This window comes from Marinobacter sp. bablab_jr003 (assembly GCF_016464245.1).
Classification (GTDB): domain Bacteria; phylum Pseudomonadota; class Gammaproteobacteria; order Pseudomonadales; family Oleiphilaceae; genus Marinobacter; species Marinobacter vinifirmus.
In genome coordinates this window covers 15,592-32,654 of the sequence record NZ_JADARC010000123.1, presented here as the reverse complement: position 1 = coordinate 32,654, position 17,063 = coordinate 15,592, and the positions used below count along the sequence as shown (strand labels likewise).

Below are 17,063 nucleotides of genomic sequence, written 5' to 3'. Positions count from 1 at the left end.
TTGATCCCGTGTACTGATCAGTTCAGGCCCGGAGGGTATTTGGAAAACATCTCGGAGACAACCTCGTCAATCAGCTTGCGCCGGGTTTCCGGAGACTGGTTTTCATTCAGGTAGCGACGACTGACGGCGCGCCAGACCACTTCTTCGTTGCGCCGGTCGGCCAGCTCAACCACCAGCTTGCCTTCGGTAATTTCCCGCACGGGTGGCGGTGCCGACAGGGCCCAGCCAAAGTTACCCCGGCCAAAGCCGAAACCCAGCCCGACGCCTACCTGCTCCAGGCGCTCTTCGGGCACAATCTGCCAGCTCACCAGCAGGTCGGCCTCGGTATCGGGCAGTTTTTTCATCGCCTTGCGGGTAAATTCACGCTCAATGGCATTACGAACCCGGCTGTCATCCAGCGAGGTAAAACCGGAATCCTGCTGGTTGGGCGCGAAGGCCCAGCTGGCGTAGTTACCGAACACGGTTGCCGAATTGTAGTCGGTTACGACATTGCTGGCACAACCGGCCAGAACCAGCGCCATTGCTGCTACAAACAGAATACGCATCGCTCTTCTCCCCTGTTTAATTGGCCGCTTGATCCAGTATACGCCGGCAAACGGTCAGCCGGATGCTGCTAACTTCTATGTGTCAAAACGGTAATCGAGTTTCTGGGCATCGCAGAAGGCGGCAAACTCCGCCTGCCGCACTTCCGGCACCGACACCCGGGCATTCACACGGGAACTGTAGGTAATGTCTTCAATGGTGCCTTCGTGGCCGTCGCACCAGTGCCGTAGCGGCTGTTCATCGGCAAAGCCAAGTTCCACATCCGCCAGCACCCGCGCCTGCTGCACGGTACGGCCAACTTCCGACAACACACTCTCGGCAGCGCCTGCGTAGGCGCGCACCAGGCCGCCGGCGCCCAGTTTGATACCACCAAAATAGCGGATCACGATCACCAGCACATCGCCCATATCCTTGTGCTGGATCACGTTCAGAATGGGCTTACCGGCGGTGCCGGAGGGTTCACCATCATCGTTCATGGCGGCTTCCGCTGCCGAGCCGGGGCGGCCTATCTGGTATCCCCAGCAAACGTGCCGGGCGTCCGGAAAGTCGGCATGGGCCCGGGCAACGTGTTCGCGCACCTCATCCCGGCTGCTCACCGGGTACACGCGGGCAATGAAACGACTTTTTTTCACTTCCGTTTCCCGCTCAAGGTATCCGGACGGGACCGGGTAATCTTTACTCATGATGCTCTCTCAACCGGCAACCGGATGTTTACCTCAAGCCCACCCCCGGGCTGGTTCCGGGCGGTAATTGTTCCGCCATGGGCCGCTACGATGTCCCGGGCAATCGCAAGTCCAAGGCCCCAGCCTTTACCACCCCGGGACTTGTCCGCGCGAAAGAACGGCTCGAACAGGTGCTGCAACAGCTCCTCCGGAGCGCCCGGGCCGTCATCGGCAATATCCACCTGAAGACTGCCATCGGGGGCCGACACTGACACCCGCACGGATTTACCCGAAGGCGTGTGGTCAAGGGCATTCTGCAGCACGTTATCAAACGCCCGCTGCAACAATCCGGCATCGCCCCGTACCGACACAGCACGGGAAGCGCCGGTAGCATCCAGCTGGCAGTCCACTCCCCGTTGTGCGGCAAAGTCCGCGGCATCCTGCAGCACCCGGTTGATCAGCTCCAGTGGCTGCACCGGTTCCCGCTCCATGGCGTCACCGTTCTCCGACACCCGGTACAGCGTCAGAATCTGACCGGTCATGGTTTCCAGCCGCTCATTCTGGCGCAGGATACTGGCCATCATGGCGGGGTCTGCCCCGGTGTCACTGGCCAGCTCAATGGCCACCCGTTGCCGGGCCAGGGGTGTTCTCAGGTCATGGGAAATATCACGCAGAAGATGGTTCTGGCGTTCCAGTAACTGGCACAGCCGGTCGGTCATGGCGTTGAAGGCGGTGGCAAGCTGCCCCACCTCGTCACGCCGCCGGGCAATACGCTGAGGCACCCGCAGCCGGGTATCGCCGGCGGCAATGGCCTGGGCGGTGCTCTCCATATGTTTCAGGGGCTTGGATACCAGCCGGGCAATCCACCAGCAGGCCAGGGAGATCAGGACAAACGCCAGTGCAAATTCCAGGAAACGGAACAACCTCGGGTCCAGCCAGCCGTCGCCACCCATCCGGGGCCAGGCAACCAGTTGGTAGCCTTCCTCCAGGTTAATCAGTGCCGGCTTGTTGGGGTACCAGCCCGACTGAATCCGCTCACGGATATTGCGCGGCAGCCCGCGATGCCCTTCTTCTTTCTCGATCAGCATCAGGTGCAGGTCAAGGCGCTCGCCCTCTGATCGCAGGAACCGCCACATTTCGCCGCGGTTTTCCCGATTGCGAAGGTTCAGGGCCTCCCGGGCGATCTCATGCAAGCCAACCTGCCGTTCAATGGCCTGCCGCTCCCGATCCAGCAGGTAACGGGTGGCGAGGTTACTGGCCACAACGGTAACGGCCATCGCCAGCCAGATCGAAATAAATATCCGCCAGAACAGCGGGAACATGAATGACTTCATTGTGCCGGTACCCGATAGCTGTAACCCAGCCCCCGCACAGTTTCAATGCGAGGCGGATCATCGTTCCCCAGCTTCTTGCGCAGGTTGCTGATGTGCATATCCAGGGTGCGGTCGTAAGCCTCCAGCCGGCGGCCCAGGGCCCACTGCATCAGGTCGGTTTTGCGCACCACACTGCCGGCATGGGCCAGCAACACCTGCAGCACTTCGTATTCGGTGGCAGTTAACTCCAGCGGAGCGTCATCCTGGTAAATACGCCGCTGCCCCGGTTCTACCCGCAAGTCACCATAGGTTCGGGTAGCATCCACATCGGTTTTCTGGTCCCAGGCAATACGGCGCAGCAACGCCTGCAGGCGGGCAACCAGTTCACGGGGGTTACAGGGTTTGGGGATGTAGTCGTCAGCACCCACTTCAAAGCCAACGATGCGATCGGTTTCGTCTCCGCGGGCGGTCAGCAGAATCACCGGCAAATGGGTCTCGGCTCTCAGTTCACGCAGCACATCCAGGCCGTTGATATCCGGCAGCATGATGTCCAGTACCACGATATCGCAATCGTGGGCCAACGCCAGTGCCAGTCCGTCACGGCCATTGGCGGCCTCACGCACGCTGAAACCCTGGGTGGTCAGATACTGCGACAGCAGTTCCCTGAGTTCGTCATCGTCTTCAACCAGCAGTACCCGGTTCTGCATATCCGTTTCTCTCCTGTTGCCCGGCAACAGTCTAACACGGCGCCCGGGCACGGCTGACGGCCAGGCATTTGCCTTTACCGAACCTTTACACCAGCCTGACACCAACTGACGTTGCACCGGCGTACTATGATCACCACAGGAACACCAACCGATGAGGCAACAACCATGAAAGCAAAAACATCCTTACTGACCGCCGGCGTACTGATGGCCGCCATGTTCGCCGCCAGCCCCGCAGCTATGGCCCAGGATCAGGGCATGAAGAAGCAGGGGGGCAAATGGGACCAGAAAGAAATGTGCGAGAACTTCCGCGAAGGCAAAGGCAAGTTCAGCGCCGAGTACCGTGAAGAGCGCCAGGCCGAAATGCAGAAATACCGGGCTGAAATGGCCGACCGCCTGAAGCTGACTGACGAGCAGCGCGAGATCTGGGACGAGATCCACCAGGAGCGTCAGCAAAAGCAGCAGGAGCGTATGGGCAAGTGGCAGCAGAAGATGGAAAAGCGCTGCGGTAACGCCCAGAAGTGATCACAAGCCGGGTTCTGTCGTATGGTATAGGGAAAGTTAACAGAGCATGCCCGAAACCATGGCAGAACCCGCCTCACCTGACATCACCCTGACCACCTGCGCCAGCATCACGGACATTCCCCGTGACGACTGGCAACGGCTGGCCGGGCGCAGCAATCCCTTCCTGCGCTACGAGTTCTTTCAGGCGCTGGAAGATTCCGGCTGTACCCGCACCGAAACCGGGTGGACACCCTGCCACCTGGTTTTTCGCATACAAGGCAAGATCTGCGGCCTGGCCCCGGCCTACCTGAAAAACCACTCCAGGGGCGAATACGTGTTCGACTGGAGCTGGGCCGAAGCCTACCAGCGTTACCAGCTGCCCTATTACCCGAAGCTGCTGATCGCCATTCCGTTTACCCCGTCACAGGGGCCAAGGTTATTGCTGGATGCTTCGTTACGGGCGCAACTGACGCCCGCCCTGCTCGATCAGTTACTGGGCAATCTGACCCAGCAGCTGGGCGCCCATTCCTGGCACCTGCTGTTTCCGGATGCGCCAGACCAGGCCCTGCTTGGCCACGACCAGGAACTGCACCGCACCGGCTGCCAGTTCCACTGGCACAACCGTGGTTACCAGAACTTTGAGGGCTTTCTGGCGGCGCTGACTTCCCGCAAGCGTAAATCCATCCGCAAGGAACGCCGGCAAGTGGCGGATCAGGAGATTACCTTTCACACCTTCCACGGCCGGGATATCTCCGACCAGGTGCTGTCGGCGTTCTTTGTGTTCTACCAGGCCACTTACCTGAAAAGAGGCCAGGCACCCTACCTGAACCAGGCCTTTTTCGAACTGCTGCGGGAACACCTGCCGGAGCACCTGCACATCATCATGGCCGTGCGCCATGGTGAGATGATTGCCGGCGCCTTGTTCATGGCCGGTGAAACTACCCTCTACGGCCGCTACTGGGGCTGCCTGGAAGAATATGACCACCTGCACTTTGAAACCTGCTACTACCAGGGCATAGAACTAGCCCTAGAGCTTGGGCTCCAGCACTTCGACGCCGGCGCCCAGGGCGAGCACAAACTGGTGCGGGGCTTCGAACCGGTGATCACCCACTCCTGGCATGGCATTCTGCACCCGGGTTTCCGGGAGGCTATCGCTGATTTCTGCACCGAGGAGTCCGAACACGTACAGGCCTACTTCGCCGAATCACAAACACTGCTGCCCTACCGCAACGAACAACCCTGAGGTACCACGACTCTGAAACTGGGCTCGCGCGCTCTAACCCAGATAACGCACCAGGGCCGCAGCCAGCAGACCGACGGTAATCGAAGGCAAGGGTTTTCGGGTAGCCAACATGGTTACCGCGGTGGCCACCAACGCAGCCAGGGCCCCGAGATCACCGTCTACCGCCATAGGCACAATGATGGCGATCAACACCGAGCTGGCCATGGTGTTGATAAAACTCTCGACCCGTGGATTGATGCGCACGAACGACATCAGGAACACACCGCCGAAGCGGGTGACCAGGGTAACCACTGTCATAATGGCAATCAGCGCCAGTACGCCGGCGGAGGTGGTTTCAATGGTCACTCGCCACCTCCTTGCCTGAACCTGCCTTGGGCTCCAGCCAGAACAACCCGATCAAGCCGCCAGCCAGCGCTCCGACCACCACATGCATGTTCGGCGGCAGCCATTTCCAGGCCGCCAGCGCACTGACCGCCGCCACCAGCCAGGCCACCAGAACCCGGGGTGATTTCCGGCCGCCCAATGCCATCGTCAGCAAGAAGCATCCCAGCACCATATCCAGCCCGAATGCCTCCGGGTTTTGCATAAGGCCACCGAAATACACCCCCAGCGCGGTACCCAAAACCCACGCCAGCCATAGCACCAGACCGCCGCCCACAATCACCTCCAGATTGTGACGACCATTCTGATAGTCCTGGGCGCAGGCCGCCCAGTTGGCATCCGTCAGTAGCAGCATCAGACCGTACCGTCGCCCGGGCGGCACCTGCTTCAACATCGGATACAGCGAAGCGCCCATCAAAAGGTGGCGGGAGTTGATGGCAAACACCACCACCATCATCGGCAGCACAGACACCTCTGCGCCCCACAAATCCAGCGCACCAAACTGCGAAGCCCCGGCAAAAACCGTGGCGCTCATCAGAATCGATTCAAGCGGCGACAACCCCTCCTGGGTAGACGCCAGGCCGAAAGCTGCACCAAACGCCACCACAAACAGCGAAATGGGCAACAGCCGGAAAAACTCCGCCCGCACCCTGCTCGCCTGAAACTGGTAGGAATAGTGCCCGCCAGACATCAACCCTGACCCTCGCCCCTGCTATCAAAACAACCCGCCAGAATCGCCCGCATCTTCTCCGCACCGAGCTCATTCATCAGCGCAATATTGCGATCAGGAATCCCGTCCACATCCGGATAACCATCAATCGCCGCCTCCAGACTCGCTTCCCGCAGCAAGTGCAGCATAGGATACGGAGACCGGTTGGTGTAGTTCTCCGCCGCCCCCGGTTCGGTGTCGGCAAACTGGTAATCCGGGTGGAAACTGGCGATCTGGTAAACGCCCTCAAGCTCCAGATAGGCCAGCAACGCATCAGCCGCGTCCAAAAACTCGTTGTAGGCGTAGAAATCCTGCAGCACGTCCGGATGAATCAGCAACGTAGTTTCGATCTCCGGTTCGTCTTCCAGGCGCTGCAGTTCCGCATGCAGGGCCTGCAGCAGGTCGTCTTCGTTGCCGGCATTTGTCACCGTAAACCGAACCCGGTTCTTGACCAGTTCCCGTTTGGCGAAGGGGCAGAGGTTGTAGCCAACGACGACGTCTTCGACCCACTTGCGGGTGGCGTTAATGACCTGAGATTCGTTCAAAATAGTTGCCTTTGCTTGTGTCTGAATACAGCTCCGAAGTCCGAGCGCGGGTGTGGGTTGGGCCTTCCAAAACTGTGCGGAGCCATGGATGGCGGAGCTCAAGCGCCACACGGATGTGCCGAAGGAGCGTGTTTTGGAAGGCCCAACCCACACCCGTGCCGGCACCCCATGCTTGATACTTAAACGTAGCCCTGACTCCGAAGATAATCATCATAACTGCCACTGAAGTCGGTAATGCCGTCGGCCTTCAACTCGATAATCCGGGTCGCCAGCGACGAAACAAACTCCCGGTCGTGGCTGACAAAAATCAGCGTCCCCGGATAATTCTCCAGCGCCAGGTTCAGCGCCTCGATGGACTCCATATCCAGGTGGTTGGTGGGCTCATCCATCAGCATCACATTCGGCTTCTGCAGAATCAGCTTACCAAACAGCATCCGCCCCTGCTCACCACCGGAAATCACCTTCACCGACTTACCGATATCATCTCCGGAAAACAGCATCCGCCCCAACGTACCGCGCACCAGCTGCTCGCCACCGGTGGTCCACTGGGCCATCCAGTCGGTCAGGGTGTCATCACGGGCAAAGTCGGCGGTATGGTCCTGGGCGAAGTAGCCTACCTCCGCACTGTCGGTCCACTTCACCTCACCGGCATCCGGCTCATAGGCGCCAGCCAGGCACTGCAGCAAAGAGGTTTTACCGATACCGTTGGGGCCGATGATGGCCACACGCTCGCCGGCTTCGATCTGCAAATCCAGGTTCTTGAACAGCGGGCCTTCGTCGAAGCCCTTGGTCAGGCCTACCAGGGTGACCGCCTGGCGGTGCAGTTTCTTGCCCTGCTCGAAGCGGATAAACGGGCTCACCCGGCTTGACGGCTTCACCTCTTCCAGCTGGATCTTGTCGATCTGGCGGGCACGGGAGGTGGCCTGCTTGGCCTTGGAAGCGTTGGCCGAGAAGCGGCTGACAAACTGCTGCAGTTCGGCAATCTGGGCCTTCTTCTTGGCGTTATCTGACAGCATGCGCTCGCGGGCCTGGGTGGCGGCGGTCATGTATTCGTCGTAGTTGCCCGGGAACAGGCGCAGCTCACCGTAGTCCAGGTCCGCCATGTGGGTACAGACACTGTTCAGGAAGTGGCGGTCGTGGGAGATGATGATCATGGTACTGTTGCGGGCCACCAGAATGTTTTCCAGCCAGCGGATGGTGTTGATATCCAGGTGGTTGGTGGGCTCGTCCAGCAGCAGTACGTCCGGGTCAGAGAACAGGGCCTGGGCCAGCAGCACGCGAAGTTTCCAGCCCGGAGCCAGGGCGCTCATGGGCCCTTCATGCTGCTCCAGCGGAATATCCAGGCCCAGCAGCAGTTCGCCGGCGCGGGATTCGGCGGTGTAGCCGTCCATTTCGGCGAATTCCACTTCCAGGTCCGCCACGGCCATGCCGTCTTCTTCGCTCATTTCCGACAGGGAGTAGATGCGGTCCCTTTCTTTTTTCACATTCCACAGTTCTTCGTGCCCCATGATCACGGTGTCAATCACCGTGCAATCCTCGTAGGCGAACTGATCCTGGCGCAGCTTACCGAGCCGGATATTCGGCTCCAGCATGACCTGCCCGGCCGAGGGCTCCAGGTCGCCACCCAGAATCTTCATCAGGGTGGACTTGCCGCAGCCGTTGGCACCGATCAGACCGTAACGGTTGCCGTTGCCGAACTTGGCAGAAACATTTTCAAACAGGGGCTTGGCCCCGAACTGCATGGTGAGATTGGCGGTGGAGATCAAGAAAAGAACCTGCAAACGTAAGGGCCGGGACAACGCCGGCGAAGAGAAACCGCGCATTGTACAGGTTTGCAAGGCAGACTGTGAGACCGCAGAAACACCGACAAAAAGCGCTTGCCTCTGGCGGCCGGTGCGGGCAGCATTCGTGTCAGACGTTTCCGTCCATACACCCGTCATCCAACTACAGGATATTGATCATGGCACAAGCAACTGCACGCCACATTCTGGTAGACAGCGAAGCCAAGTGTGAAGAACTGAAAAAAGCCATCGAAGGTGGCCAGGATTTTGCGGAAGTCGCGAAGCAGCATTCATCCTGCCCGTCCGGCCGCAATGGCGGCGACCTGGGTTCTTTCGGCCCGGGCCAGATGGTTCCCGAGTTTGACAAGGCCGTGTTCAGCAGTGATCTGAACACCGTGATCGGCCCCATCAAGACCCAGTTTGGCTACCATCTGCTGGAAGTGACTTCCCGCAGCTAAGGTTTGCCGGCCGCCTGTGCATCGCGCAGGCGGCACTGTTCCGGTTAAAACGTAAACGCCCTACTCCCCGCCGAAGTTCCCAAACGCCGCCAGCCGGGCTCCGATGCTTTCAACCGGCTCGATGACGGCTTGCTGAACACTGCTTGTGACTACCCGGGTGAAACTCCTGCCCGCCTCGCTTTCAAGAAAATCCAGATACAGGTTCATTTCCTGGTTACTGATGTCGCGATAGGTGAACAGATAGCCGTCGTAGACTTGCTGGCCCACCATGCCCCGCAAAGCCGGGCGCTGGCTTTCCAGCCGTTCGCGCATTTTTTCGTGGTGCACCGAATCCCGGCTCAGGGCTGCCATGGCGGTACCCAACCCGAGCTGAACGGCGATGGTCGTATCCACTGCACTCTCGGTGGCCCGTGACGCCGCATCGAAGCGGTCAAACAGCTTTTCCCGGGCCGTACCCTGGTAGCGTTTGTTCAGATCTTCCGCCCGGCTGCGAATCTCCGGCCAGGCTGCCGGTGCGGACGCGGCGATTTCCGCCTCGGCGATCTTGCCTGCCACCGGTGTCTGGTACCAGCCGTGCACCTCTTCCAGCTGCTCCGGTGTCAGGGCAGCTTCCAGGTTGGCGACAACCCTTTGCTCTATATCGGCTGCACGAAAACTGTTGCTGACCAGAAACCCGATGCTGTCTGCCACCATGGGCGGCACCTGGCCACTCTGTTTCAGGCCGTCCTGAATACCCCGGCTCATCATCTCCGGGTACTGGGCCACAATGTCATCTACCGGAGATGCTTCCAGAACCTCCCTGGCATCAGGCGCAGCCTGGGCCGTGCCCGCAAGCATAAAGCCGGTGATTAAAAGAGGTTTAACTAGGGAGTTCAGTCGCATTTCTCTATTATCCTGATGATCGAATCGCCCTGTTTATGACACGGCAACAGGCGCCCGGGCAAGTGTCCGTGGGGCTTCGGAGATGACAGTTTGGTAGGGATGAGCCGGAAAAAGACCAGAAAACCCCGAAAAAACCGCAACAAGCGTTTTAATGTGTGGCGCTCACGGGTGAGCTGGTATGGCCTGCCCCTGCTCGGCCTGGTCATCGGCATCTGGGCAACGCTGCGTTTCAGCCTGCTGGCGCCCGACCCGCCGGCCAACACGGACAACATCTGCGAGATCTTCCGCGAACATACCGTCTGGTATGACTACGCCCGGGCCTCACAGGAGAAATGGGGCACGCCTGTGGCTACCCAGCTGGCGTTTGTCTATTACGAATCATCCTTTCGCAGCCACGCCCGCCCTCCCCGCACCCGGCTCTGGGGGCTGATTCCGTGGAAACGACCCACCACCGCGCTGGGCTATGCCCAGGCCCTGGACCCGGCCTGGGGTGAATACCTGATTGCCACAGACGGCAGCTGGCGAACCGTTCGCACAGACATGGAATATGCGCTGGATTTCGTGGGCTGGTACAACCAGCTGAGCCACCGGCACCTGGGCATCGCCCTGACCGCGCCCGCGCAGCTGTATCTTGCCTACCACGAGGGCCGCGGCGGCTATGCCCGGCGATCCTTTGACCAGAAACCGGCCATCAAGTCCCTCGCGCAAAGGGTTCAGAACCGGGCCTTCCGGTACCACAACCAGCTGCAAACCTGCGAAGCCGAGTTCCAGTGCTGGCGGTGGTATCAGTTCTGGCCCTTCTGTTCCGCTGAAGACTGAGTTCAGAGAGTTGCGCTGAACTCGACGGCAGACTCCAGTGCCTGCAGGCGTTCGGCCAGAAACTCCATCACAATCCGCACCCGGGCCATTTGCTGGGTGTCCTGGTTGACGTGCAACCAGAGGTCGACACTTTCACCGTCCAGGGGGTCTGACAGCCGGCGCAATTCCTTTGCCGGCTCGCCAAGGTAGCAAGGCAGAACCGCCAGCCCGGCACCGGCCCTGGCCAGGGCGGCCATTGCCTGCAGGCTGTTGCAGCGAATGACCGAGTTTACGTTCTTGAGATGCTTGCGGTACCACCGGCCCGTTGCCAGGTGGCTGAAAGACTCATCCGGAAGAATCCAGGTGCAGGCTTCCGGCTGGTTTTCGATGTCCATATCTCGATTGCGCCGGCAGTATTTCGCAGCGCCATAAACCGCCGAATCAATCGCGGCAATGCGCTCGCCCTCGAGGGTAGCCTGGGGTTTGTTTTCCGGGCGAAGCGTCAGGTCGGCTTCCCGGTGGCTCAGGTTGGCAACATCGTTGTCGGTGAGCACTTCCAGTTCGATGTCCGGATACTCCCGCACCAGTTCCGCCAGGATCGGGCTCAGCAGCTCGTTCATCATGGCGTCTTCGGCGGCAATCCGGACCTTGCCCACAGGCGCACCGTCCTGGCCCACCAGTTTGCGTTCGAGGTTTTCCATATCGGTTGCCAGCCTTTCCGCTTCCCGAAAGGCCATTTCCCCGACTGGTGTCAGCTGCAATCCGTCCCGGTTGCGCTCGAAAAACTGAACCCCCAGGGACTCTTCCATCTGGTCAAGTCGCCGTAAAACAGTGGTTTGGTGAACACCCAGCAATTCACCGGCTTTTGCGAAGGTTCCGGCTATTGCCAGAGCCCGTATATATCGAAGATAATCCCAGCCCATAGTTACTGCATATTTGCAACGTGAGTACGGAGTTTACCGTATTCAAACTGCAAATAAGAACCCCTAGAATTGTGTGCAAGTTAACGATTCCAGCCACCCGATGAAGGAGGAAGGCGCCATGATTCAGAAGTACACCGCGAGCGTTCGCCCGCAGCCATCAAGCATCCTCCACAATGGAGTGGAGATGCGTCGCCAGTATACCCGCGCCGCGACAAAACAGGTGGTGCAGTTTATCGGCCGCAAACTGCGCATTGCCAACCGCAAGGCAGTTGCCGCAGCCCAGGATATGCCCCAGGTACAGGGCGGCGTATAAGCCCGGCAGCCTGAATCAAAAAACCCCGGCATGGATTCCATGCCGGGGTTTTTGTTTGCCTCGAAGAACGTTCAGAACTCCCAGATCACCTTGGCATTCCGGGCAAACCACTCATCCATCTTACGGTTGTAGAAATCTTCGATCACGTTGCGCTTGATCTTCATGGTGGGTGTGAGCATCCCGTTCTCCATAGTCCAGGGCTCCCGGACCACCACCACAAAGGCAACCTTCTCGTGGGATTCGCAGTCGGCGTTCACCGCTTCCAGCTCCCGGGCTAGCTCCTGCTCCAGTTCGCTGCGATCCGCCCCCCGATCCAGCTCATCACGCGCTTCTTCTGACAGCAGAACCATCAGGCAGGGTTGCGGCTGGTTGGCACCGGCCACGCATACAACCTCCGCTTTCGGGTGGTTAAACCGGTTTTCGATCGGCACCGGCACCACGTACTTACCCTTGGAGGTTTTGAACAGGTCTTTCACCCGGCCGGTGATTCGCAGATAGCCCTGCTCGTCGATTTCGCCCATGTCACCGGTTTTCAGGAAACCGTCTTCGGTAATATCTTCCCGGGTTTTCTCCTCATTCTTGAAGTAACCCACCATCTGCCCGGGACTTTTCACCTGAACCTCGCCGCCATCGCCAATCCGGTGTTCAACGCCGGGGTTGGCCATACCCACGCTGCCAACCCTTGCCTGTCCGGGCCGGTTGGCGTGGGAATAGCCGAAGTTTTCAGACATGCCATAAACTTCCAGCAACTCCAGCCCCAGGTTCCGGTACCAGCCAATAATTTCGGCCGAGAGTGGTGCTGCGCCGGTCAGGGCCGCTCGGCAATGGTCCAGCCCCAGTTGCTTCAATACTTTCTTTTTTACCAGGGAGCTGACCACCGGAATACTGAACAGCAGCTTCTGCTTCTTCGGCGGCAGCTTGGCATTCACCCCCAGGTAGAACTTCATCCACAGGCGAGGCACCGAGAAAAACAGCGTAGGCCGCGCCCGCTGCAGGTCTTCCTGGAAGGTGTCCAGCGAGTTGGCAAAGTAAAGATGGAAGCCGTAATACAGGGACTGGGTTTCTACGGCTGCCCGCTCCGCTACGTGGGCCAGCGGCAGGTAGGACAACATGCGCTCGGAAGAGGACACCGGGAACAACTGCTGGAGGCCGTCTGCCACCGAAATCATGGTACGGAAGCTGTGCATCACGCCCTTGGGCCGGCCGGTACTGCCGGACGTGTAGACAATGGTCGCCAGGTCATCCGGGTTCGGCAGCCTGGGCTCGGCAGGCGACTGACTGGCAACGATATCCTGCCAGGTTGGCGTGTCGTTCCTGGGTGACATGGGCAACGAAACAATCGGCAGATCCGGAGGAATGTGGCCCTTGATGTCATTCCAGCCATCCGCTGTGCCGTCCAGCTTACCCAGGAACAGCAACTTCGCCTCGCTGTGTTCCAGCACATAGGCGGCGGTTTCACCGTTAAGCGTCGGGTACAGGGGCACGCTTACATGACCGGCCGCCCATATGGCCAGGTCCGCCAGAATCCAGTGGGCACTGTTCTTGCCGAGGATGGCGATATTGCTGGGCTGAGGTAAGTTCAGCCCGTTCAGGTAACCGGCCATCCGCCGCACCTGATCCGCCGCCTGCGCCCAGGTAATGTCTTCTACCCGGGCATCGGGGTATGGCTGGGTCAGGTAAACGTTGTCAGGATGCTTCTCTGCCCAGTAGAACAGGCTGTGCAGCGAGGTGGGTTTCTGCGGATCGATAGCCATAACGGCTCCTTATTGTTGTTATAGTCATGTTGTCTGGTCGTTATCTGAACAATTTAGTTTGTGACATTTATCAATCATGGTCTACAGTGAAGGCGTCAGCGTATCAATAGCATTGCCGAGGGAGGTAGCTATGAACAAGCCGACACGTTCTGCCATGACCGCTCCAGCCTGGGGCCTGATCCTGCTGGGTTCCTGCGCCTTTTTCTACACAGCCTACGCGGGAATGCTGGGTACCTGAAGCGCCCTCAGGGCCAGCCTTCCTCACCCAGCAGGGGCACAAACCGTACATCACCAAAGTTTTCCTGCTGGTAATCATGCTCTGAACGGCGGGTGAGTACTGTCAACTGCTGCACAGAATGCTCAGGCCCCACCGGGATAACCAGCCGGCCGCCAATGGTCAGTTGTTGTTTGAGAGAGTCGGGAACCACCGGAGCCCGTGCCGATATCCAGCACCCGTTCCCGTCCGGTGAGTTCCAGGGCTTCGGCCATCAAGGCCACAATGTAGGGTTGTGAAATGGTTTGGCCGTGGCCAATAATTAGATGCCTTCCTGACAGATTACGCCTAACGCCAGACAGAAACCATCCCGATGGTGCTGACCACCAGCAGCACGACACCCAGCACCCGGAAAAACAGCGAACCTTCGGCCTGGAGCATGCGGCCGTGCACATAGAGCCCGATCACATGCCCCACGGCTGCCGCCGGCAGCAGCCACAGATGATGGATGAGTTGCAGGTCGACACCCGCCCAGATAAATGCCGACAGCTTGATTAGTACCAGGATAAACCACAGGGCAAACAAGGTATCCCTGAGCTTCTCCTTGGGCAGGTGTTGCGCCGCCACCGCGATAATCAGCGGAGCACCAATCAGTGAAGTGCCACTGATGTAGCCCCCCAGCATCAGGAAAATGGTATCGACCGTCTTGCTGCCACTGCGGAACGGACGGTTGGCAATGTACGACAGTGAATACAGCGCAACAATCACGAAAATGATCGAGCTCATCACATAGCCCGGCAGGGTAATCAGCCCGAATACCCCGATCAGTTTGGGCACAATCATGATCGCCAGCAGGCGCCCCAGATAACGCCAGTCTACGGTGCCCGTGCCACCGGCCTGCCGGTCCTTCGCGACTTTCCGGTTGTTGAGCCAGATGGTGAGGGAGGAGAACACCAGCAGGTGTATCGAAATCAACGGCAAAAACACCAAAGGTTCATCAAGAACCAGTAAAAGGAACGGCAGGGACAACACGGCACCACCGAAACCCAGCCCTGACCGGACAAACCCGCTCCAGACAAAGATCAATGCAATCAGGATATACTGAACTACAGTCAGGTCAGACATGGGTAAAAGCGGGCTCCGGCATGCAGGTTAGAACGGCTGGGCTAAAAGCTAATGATGACACGGAGGGGAGACAGATGCAGGATGCCAACCGTCGCAGATTCTGGCAGAGCTGTCGGTTGGGTTTGATGTTACTGGCGCTGGCCGGAAATTCCCACAGCGACGATAGTATTATCAACCGGGTCGAGGCCTTGCAGGCCGGTGAGCCGGTGGTGGTTCTTGGCGCTCACCTGCACTCCCGGGACGCGCTCGTGCAGTTCTATGAAGCCCGAAACTACGAACCGGCATGGCGCTCTTTCCCGGCACGGGAGGAACTGCTGCAAGCCATCCGCGAAGTCTCCAATCAAGGCCTGAACCCTGGCGACTACCATTACGACAGCCTGGCGGACTTTGCGTCGCAGCCGCTGGACCACAATGGTGAGGACCTGCAGGCTGATCTCGACCTGGTATTGTCTGACGCCTTCCTGCTGCTTGCCACACACCTGCATGATGGCAAGCTTGACCAGGAAACCCGCTCCGCCCGCTGGCAACCTTCCGACCAGCAAAGGAAAATGCATGAAGTACTGGCGGCCGCCATACTGGACCACAGCATCGACAAAACCCTGCAAGGCCTGAAACCGGAAGCGCCGGCCTACCGCAAACTGGTGGCGCTCCGCAAAGAAGTCTCTGACCTTTTAGGGCAGCCCTGGCCGGTGATCGACCCCGGCCCGGCCATCCGGCCCGGGGATACAGACTCCAGAATGATTGAGGTCCGTGAGCGGCTGAGGCTGCTCGGCGACCTGCCAGCCCGGGACAACGACAGCTCAGAAGCATTCGATACCGGCTTTGCCGACCAGCTGTACAGTGATGACCTGCTCGCCGTGATTCCAGCCTTCCAGGCCCGCCACGGACTGGATCCCGACGGCATCATCGGCCGTAAAACCCTGGTGGCCATCAACCAGATGCCCCTGGAACGGCTACAACAGATCGACGCCAACCTGGAGCGATGGCGCTGGCTGCCGGATTCGCTGGGCGATACCTACATCTTGGTAAACATTGCCGGTTATGAGCTGATCATGGTGGAAAACGGCCAGGAAACCATGCGCCAGCGGGTGATCGTCGGCCAGCCCTACCGGCAGACACCGGTGTTCAGTGACCGTATCCGCTACCTGGTCTTCAACCCCACCTGGACGGTTCCGCGCCGGCTGATGATCGAAGACCAGCTGCCAGTGATCCGCCGAGATCCCGGCTACCTGGACCGGCTCGGCTTCAAGGTATATCAGGGCTGGGGCGCCAACCGGGTGGAGATTGATCCAGCTACCATCGACTGGGATAGCCTGACCAAAAACAACTTCCCCTACCAACTGGTTCAGCAGCCCGGGCCGCAGAACGCCGTCGGCCAGGTGAAATTCATGTTCCCGAACCAGTATGATGTGTACCTGCACGACACCCCGGGCCAATACCTGTTCAGCCGCATGGATCGTACCCTGAGTTCCGGCTGCATCCGGGTGGAGCGGCCGTTTGAGCTGGCGAATAAGTTGCTCGAGGGCAACAGCGACTGGGACAATCGGGCCATTCAGGAAGCCCTGCAATCGAGCGAGCCGATCAACGCCATCCTCCGGAACCCGGTGCCGGTTCACCTGCAGTACTGGACCGTCTGGGTTGATCGCGCCGGAACCTACCAGTTCCGGGAGGATATCTACGGGCGCGACCGCCAGTTGCTGCAGGCCCTTCGTTCCGACTGGCAAGGCAACCTGCAACTGACACCAAGGAGCCATTGATGAAACGCGCAGCCGTCACACTGCTGCTAAGTGCCGGCCTGGCAGCTTGCCAGAGCCTTCCCGGGCCACAAGGCGATATTGCCGATGACGTGGTATTGCTGAAGGCCCATCATTGCCTGGAAGAAAAAGTGGGCGACCAGAACCGCATCCACTTCGGCCCCTGCCTGAAGGTTATCAGCATCAACGACGAGCCCCCGCAAGTCAGTGATGACGGCTTTATTACCCTGCCCGTGCGGCAGGCCATGACCATCGGAACCTCCTGCGTGTACCGCCATGCCGATGGCACCCCGATACCCAGCACCGTGCAAACCCGGGATTTCCCGGTTGCCAGCAATACCTTTACCAATGGCGGCCAGCGCTGGTACCTTCACGCCCACAAACAGGCACGGCAGGTGATCGGTTGCGAGCCCACCCTGTCACGGTCTGTTTACCCCACCCGAAAAACCGACTGAAC

Annotated in this window: 20 protein-coding genes and 1 pseudogene; 7 read left to right on the top strand and 14 right to left on the bottom strand. The window is 59.4% G+C overall.

What is annotated here, in order from left to right; translation table 11 throughout:
* Positions 1–17 precede the first annotated feature (17 nt).
* The 4 genes from H3Z84_RS14730 to H3Z84_RS14715 all read right to left on the bottom strand — a co-directional run bounded on the left by H3Z84_RS14730 (position 18) and on the right by H3Z84_RS14715 (position 3,225).
* Positions 18–545 (bottom strand): DUF4136 domain-containing protein, encoded by a 528-nt coding sequence (locus tag H3Z84_RS14730; RefSeq protein WP_199457983.1) that lies wholly within the window; start codon positions 543–545, stop codon positions 18–20.
* Between the two features lie 75 nt (positions 546–620).
* On the bottom strand, positions 621–1,226 hold the full coding sequence (locus H3Z84_RS14725; protein WP_094623827.1) for a YigZ family protein: 606 nt from the start codon (positions 1,224–1,226) through the stop codon (positions 621–623).
* On the bottom strand, positions 1,223–2,539 hold the full coding sequence (locus tag H3Z84_RS14720) for a sensor histidine kinase (protein WP_199457982.1): 1,317 nt from the start codon (positions 2,537–2,539) through the stop codon (positions 1,223–1,225). Before H3Z84_RS14720 ends, H3Z84_RS14725 begins: the two co-directional genes overlap by 4 nt.
* Positions 2,536–3,225, bottom strand: coding sequence for a response regulator transcription factor (locus H3Z84_RS14715; protein ID WP_022987962.1), 690 nt, complete (start codon positions 3,223–3,225; stop codon positions 2,536–2,538). The genes H3Z84_RS14720 and H3Z84_RS14715 overlap by 4 nt, the downstream gene beginning before the upstream one ends.
* A 165-nt stretch (positions 3,226–3,390) precedes the next feature.
* Here H3Z84_RS14715 and H3Z84_RS14710 point away from each other — a divergent pair, with 165 nt between their 5' ends.
* Entirely contained in the window at positions 3,391–3,747 is a 357-nt protein-coding gene (locus H3Z84_RS14710) for a hypothetical protein (RefSeq protein ID WP_058341413.1), read from the top strand.
* A 58-nt stretch (positions 3,748–3,805) separates the two neighbouring features.
* Positions 3,806–4,969, top strand: coding sequence for a GNAT family N-acetyltransferase (locus H3Z84_RS14705; protein ID WP_199458070.1), 1,164 nt, complete (start codon positions 3,806–3,808; stop codon positions 4,967–4,969).
* A gap of 33 nt (positions 4,970–5,002) precedes the next feature.
* Here the strand turns inward: H3Z84_RS14705 and H3Z84_RS14700 are convergent, their stop codons facing one another.
* From H3Z84_RS14700 to H3Z84_RS14685, 4 genes are all read right to left on the bottom strand, one after another.
* Positions 5,003–5,314, bottom strand: coding sequence for an AzlD family protein (locus H3Z84_RS14700; RefSeq protein ID WP_094623824.1), 312 nt, complete (start codon positions 5,312–5,314; stop codon positions 5,003–5,005).
* Positions 5,304–6,041, bottom strand: coding sequence for an AzlC family ABC transporter permease (locus H3Z84_RS14695; RefSeq protein WP_199457981.1), 738 nt, complete (start codon positions 6,039–6,041; stop codon positions 5,304–5,306). The genes H3Z84_RS14700 and H3Z84_RS14695 overlap by 11 nt, the downstream gene beginning before the upstream one ends.
* Complete coding sequence (locus H3Z84_RS14690; protein ID WP_199457980.1) at positions 6,041–6,604, bottom strand: DUF1415 domain-containing protein; 564 nt, start codon at positions 6,602–6,604, stop codon at positions 6,041–6,043. Before H3Z84_RS14690 ends, H3Z84_RS14695 begins: the two co-directional genes overlap by 1 nt.
* A gap of 179 nt (positions 6,605–6,783) precedes the next feature.
* Positions 6,784–8,370, bottom strand: coding sequence for an ABC-F family ATPase (locus tag H3Z84_RS14685; protein ID WP_199457979.1), 1,587 nt, complete (start codon positions 8,368–8,370; stop codon positions 6,784–6,786).
* Positions 8,371–8,564: 194 nt separating this feature from the next.
* Here H3Z84_RS14685 and H3Z84_RS14680 point away from each other — a divergent pair, with 194 nt between their 5' ends.
* Entirely contained in the window at positions 8,565–8,843 is a 279-nt protein-coding gene (locus H3Z84_RS14680) for a peptidylprolyl isomerase (RefSeq protein ID WP_022987955.1), read from the top strand.
* Positions 8,844–8,903: 60 nt separating this feature from the next.
* Here the strand turns inward: H3Z84_RS14680 and H3Z84_RS14675 are convergent, their stop codons facing one another.
* Positions 8,904–9,725: a DUF2059 domain-containing protein gene (locus H3Z84_RS14675; protein ID WP_199457978.1), complete on the bottom strand. Its 822-nt coding sequence runs from the start codon at positions 9,723–9,725 to the stop codon at positions 8,904–8,906.
* A gap of 99 nt (positions 9,726–9,824) precedes the next feature.
* On the opposite strand from H3Z84_RS14675, the gene H3Z84_RS14670 reads away from it, so the two are divergent.
* Positions 9,825–10,544 carry a hypothetical protein gene (locus tag H3Z84_RS14670; RefSeq protein WP_022987953.1) on the top strand — a complete coding sequence of 240 codons (720 nt, stop codon included), beginning with the start codon at positions 9,825–9,827 and terminating at the stop codon, positions 10,542–10,544.
* A 2-nt stretch (positions 10,545–10,546) separates the two neighbouring features.
* On the opposite strand, the gene H3Z84_RS14665 is transcribed toward H3Z84_RS14670, so the two are convergent.
* A complete protein-coding gene (locus H3Z84_RS14665; RefSeq protein ID WP_199457977.1) occupies positions 10,547–11,446 on the bottom strand; it encodes a LysR family transcriptional regulator in 900 nt (299 codons plus the stop codon).
* A 118-nt stretch (positions 11,447–11,564) separates the two neighbouring features.
* Between H3Z84_RS14665 and H3Z84_RS14660 the strand changes: the two genes are divergently transcribed.
* Positions 11,565–11,759 (top strand): hypothetical protein, encoded by a 195-nt coding sequence (locus H3Z84_RS14660; RefSeq protein ID WP_058341421.1) that lies wholly within the window; start codon positions 11,565–11,567, stop codon positions 11,757–11,759.
* 71 nt (positions 11,760–11,830) lie between these two features.
* Here the strand turns inward: H3Z84_RS14660 and H3Z84_RS14655 are convergent, their stop codons facing one another.
* The 4 genes and pseudogenes from H3Z84_RS14655 to H3Z84_RS14645 form a co-directional block, all read right to left on the bottom strand.
* Complete coding sequence (locus tag H3Z84_RS14655) at positions 11,831–13,513, bottom strand: AMP-binding protein (RefSeq protein ID WP_199457976.1); 1,683 nt, start codon at positions 13,511–13,513, stop codon at positions 11,831–11,833.
* 245 nt (positions 13,514–13,758) lie between these two features.
* The gene (locus tag H3Z84_RS17225; RefSeq protein WP_323127008.1) at positions 13,759–13,941 is read right to left on the bottom strand and encodes a hypothetical protein; all 183 of its coding nucleotides are present in this window, start codon (positions 13,939–13,941) and stop codon (positions 13,759–13,761) included.
* Positions 13,940–14,053, bottom strand: a pseudogene (locus H3Z84_RS17395) (protein-L-isoaspartate O-methyltransferase); the annotation flags it as partial. The gene H3Z84_RS17225 and the pseudogene H3Z84_RS17395, both read right to left, overlap by 2 nt.
* Before the next feature lie 22 nt (positions 14,054–14,075).
* Positions 14,076–14,852 carry a TSUP family transporter gene (locus tag H3Z84_RS14645; protein WP_199457975.1) on the bottom strand — a complete coding sequence of 259 codons (777 nt, stop codon included), beginning with the start codon at positions 14,850–14,852 and terminating at the stop codon, positions 14,076–14,078.
* A 74-nt stretch (positions 14,853–14,926) separates the two neighbouring features.
* On the opposite strand from H3Z84_RS14645, the gene H3Z84_RS14640 reads away from it, so the two are divergent.
* Together H3Z84_RS14640 and H3Z84_RS14635 are read left to right on the top strand one after the other, a co-directional pair.
* On the top strand, positions 14,927–16,609 hold the full coding sequence (locus H3Z84_RS14640) for a L,D-transpeptidase family protein (RefSeq protein WP_228285905.1): 1,683 nt from the start codon (positions 14,927–14,929) through the stop codon (positions 16,607–16,609).
* Entirely contained in the window at positions 16,609–17,061 is a 453-nt protein-coding gene (locus H3Z84_RS14635; RefSeq protein WP_199457974.1) for a hypothetical protein, read from the top strand. Before H3Z84_RS14640 ends, H3Z84_RS14635 begins: the two co-directional genes overlap by 1 nt.
* Positions 17,062–17,063 lie beyond the last annotated feature (2 nt).

Bases quoted from the DNA above. Each gene is read 5' to 3' on its own strand.
- H3Z84_RS14725 (WP_094623827.1), bottom strand. From the start codon at position 1,226: ATGAGTAAAGATTACCCGGTCCCGTCCGGATACCTTGAGCGGGAAACG.
- H3Z84_RS14720 (WP_199457982.1), bottom strand. From the start codon at position 2,539: ATGAAGTCATTCATGTTCCCGCTGTTCTGGCGGATATTTATTTCGATC.
- H3Z84_RS14660 (WP_058341421.1), top strand. From the start codon at position 11,565: ATGATTCAGAAGTACACCGCGAGCGTTCGCCCGCAGCCATCAAGCATC.
- H3Z84_RS14680 (WP_022987955.1), top strand. From the start codon at position 8,565: ATGGCACAAGCAACTGCACGCCACATTCTGGTAGACAGCGAAGCCAAG.
- H3Z84_RS14670 (WP_022987953.1), top strand. From the start codon at position 9,825: ATGAGCCGGAAAAAGACCAGAAAACCCCGAAAAAACCGCAACAAGCGT.
- H3Z84_RS14715 (WP_022987962.1), bottom strand. From the start codon at position 3,225: ATGCAGAACCGGGTACTGCTGGTTGAAGACGATGACGAACTCAGGGAA.
- H3Z84_RS14635 (WP_199457974.1), top strand. From the start codon at position 16,609: ATGAAACGCGCAGCCGTCACACTGCTGCTAAGTGCCGGCCTGGCAGCT.
- H3Z84_RS14730 (WP_199457983.1), bottom strand. From the start codon at position 545: ATGCGTATTCTGTTTGTAGCAGCAATGGCGCTGGTTCTGGCCGGTTGT.
- H3Z84_RS14665 (WP_199457977.1), bottom strand. From the start codon at position 11,446: ATGGGCTGGGATTATCTTCGATATATACGGGCTCTGGCAATAGCCGGA.
- H3Z84_RS14655 (WP_199457976.1), bottom strand. From the start codon at position 13,513: ATGGCTATCGATCCGCAGAAACCCACCTCGCTGCACAGCCTGTTCTAC.
- H3Z84_RS14645 (WP_199457975.1), bottom strand. From the start codon at position 14,852: ATGTCTGACCTGACTGTAGTTCAGTATATCCTGATTGCATTGATCTTT.
- H3Z84_RS14710 (WP_058341413.1), top strand. From the start codon at position 3,391: ATGAAAGCAAAAACATCCTTACTGACCGCCGGCGTACTGATGGCCGCC.
- H3Z84_RS14705 (WP_199458070.1), top strand. From the start codon at position 3,806: ATGGCAGAACCCGCCTCACCTGACATCACCCTGACCACCTGCGCCAGC.
- H3Z84_RS14675 (WP_199457978.1), bottom strand. From the start codon at position 9,725: ATGCGACTGAACTCCCTAGTTAAACCTCTTTTAATCACCGGCTTTATG.
- H3Z84_RS14640 (WP_228285905.1), top strand. From the start codon at position 14,927: ATGCAGGATGCCAACCGTCGCAGATTCTGGCAGAGCTGTCGGTTGGGT.
- H3Z84_RS14695 (WP_199457981.1), bottom strand. From the start codon at position 6,041: ATGTCTGGCGGGCACTATTCCTACCAGTTTCAGGCGAGCAGGGTGCGG.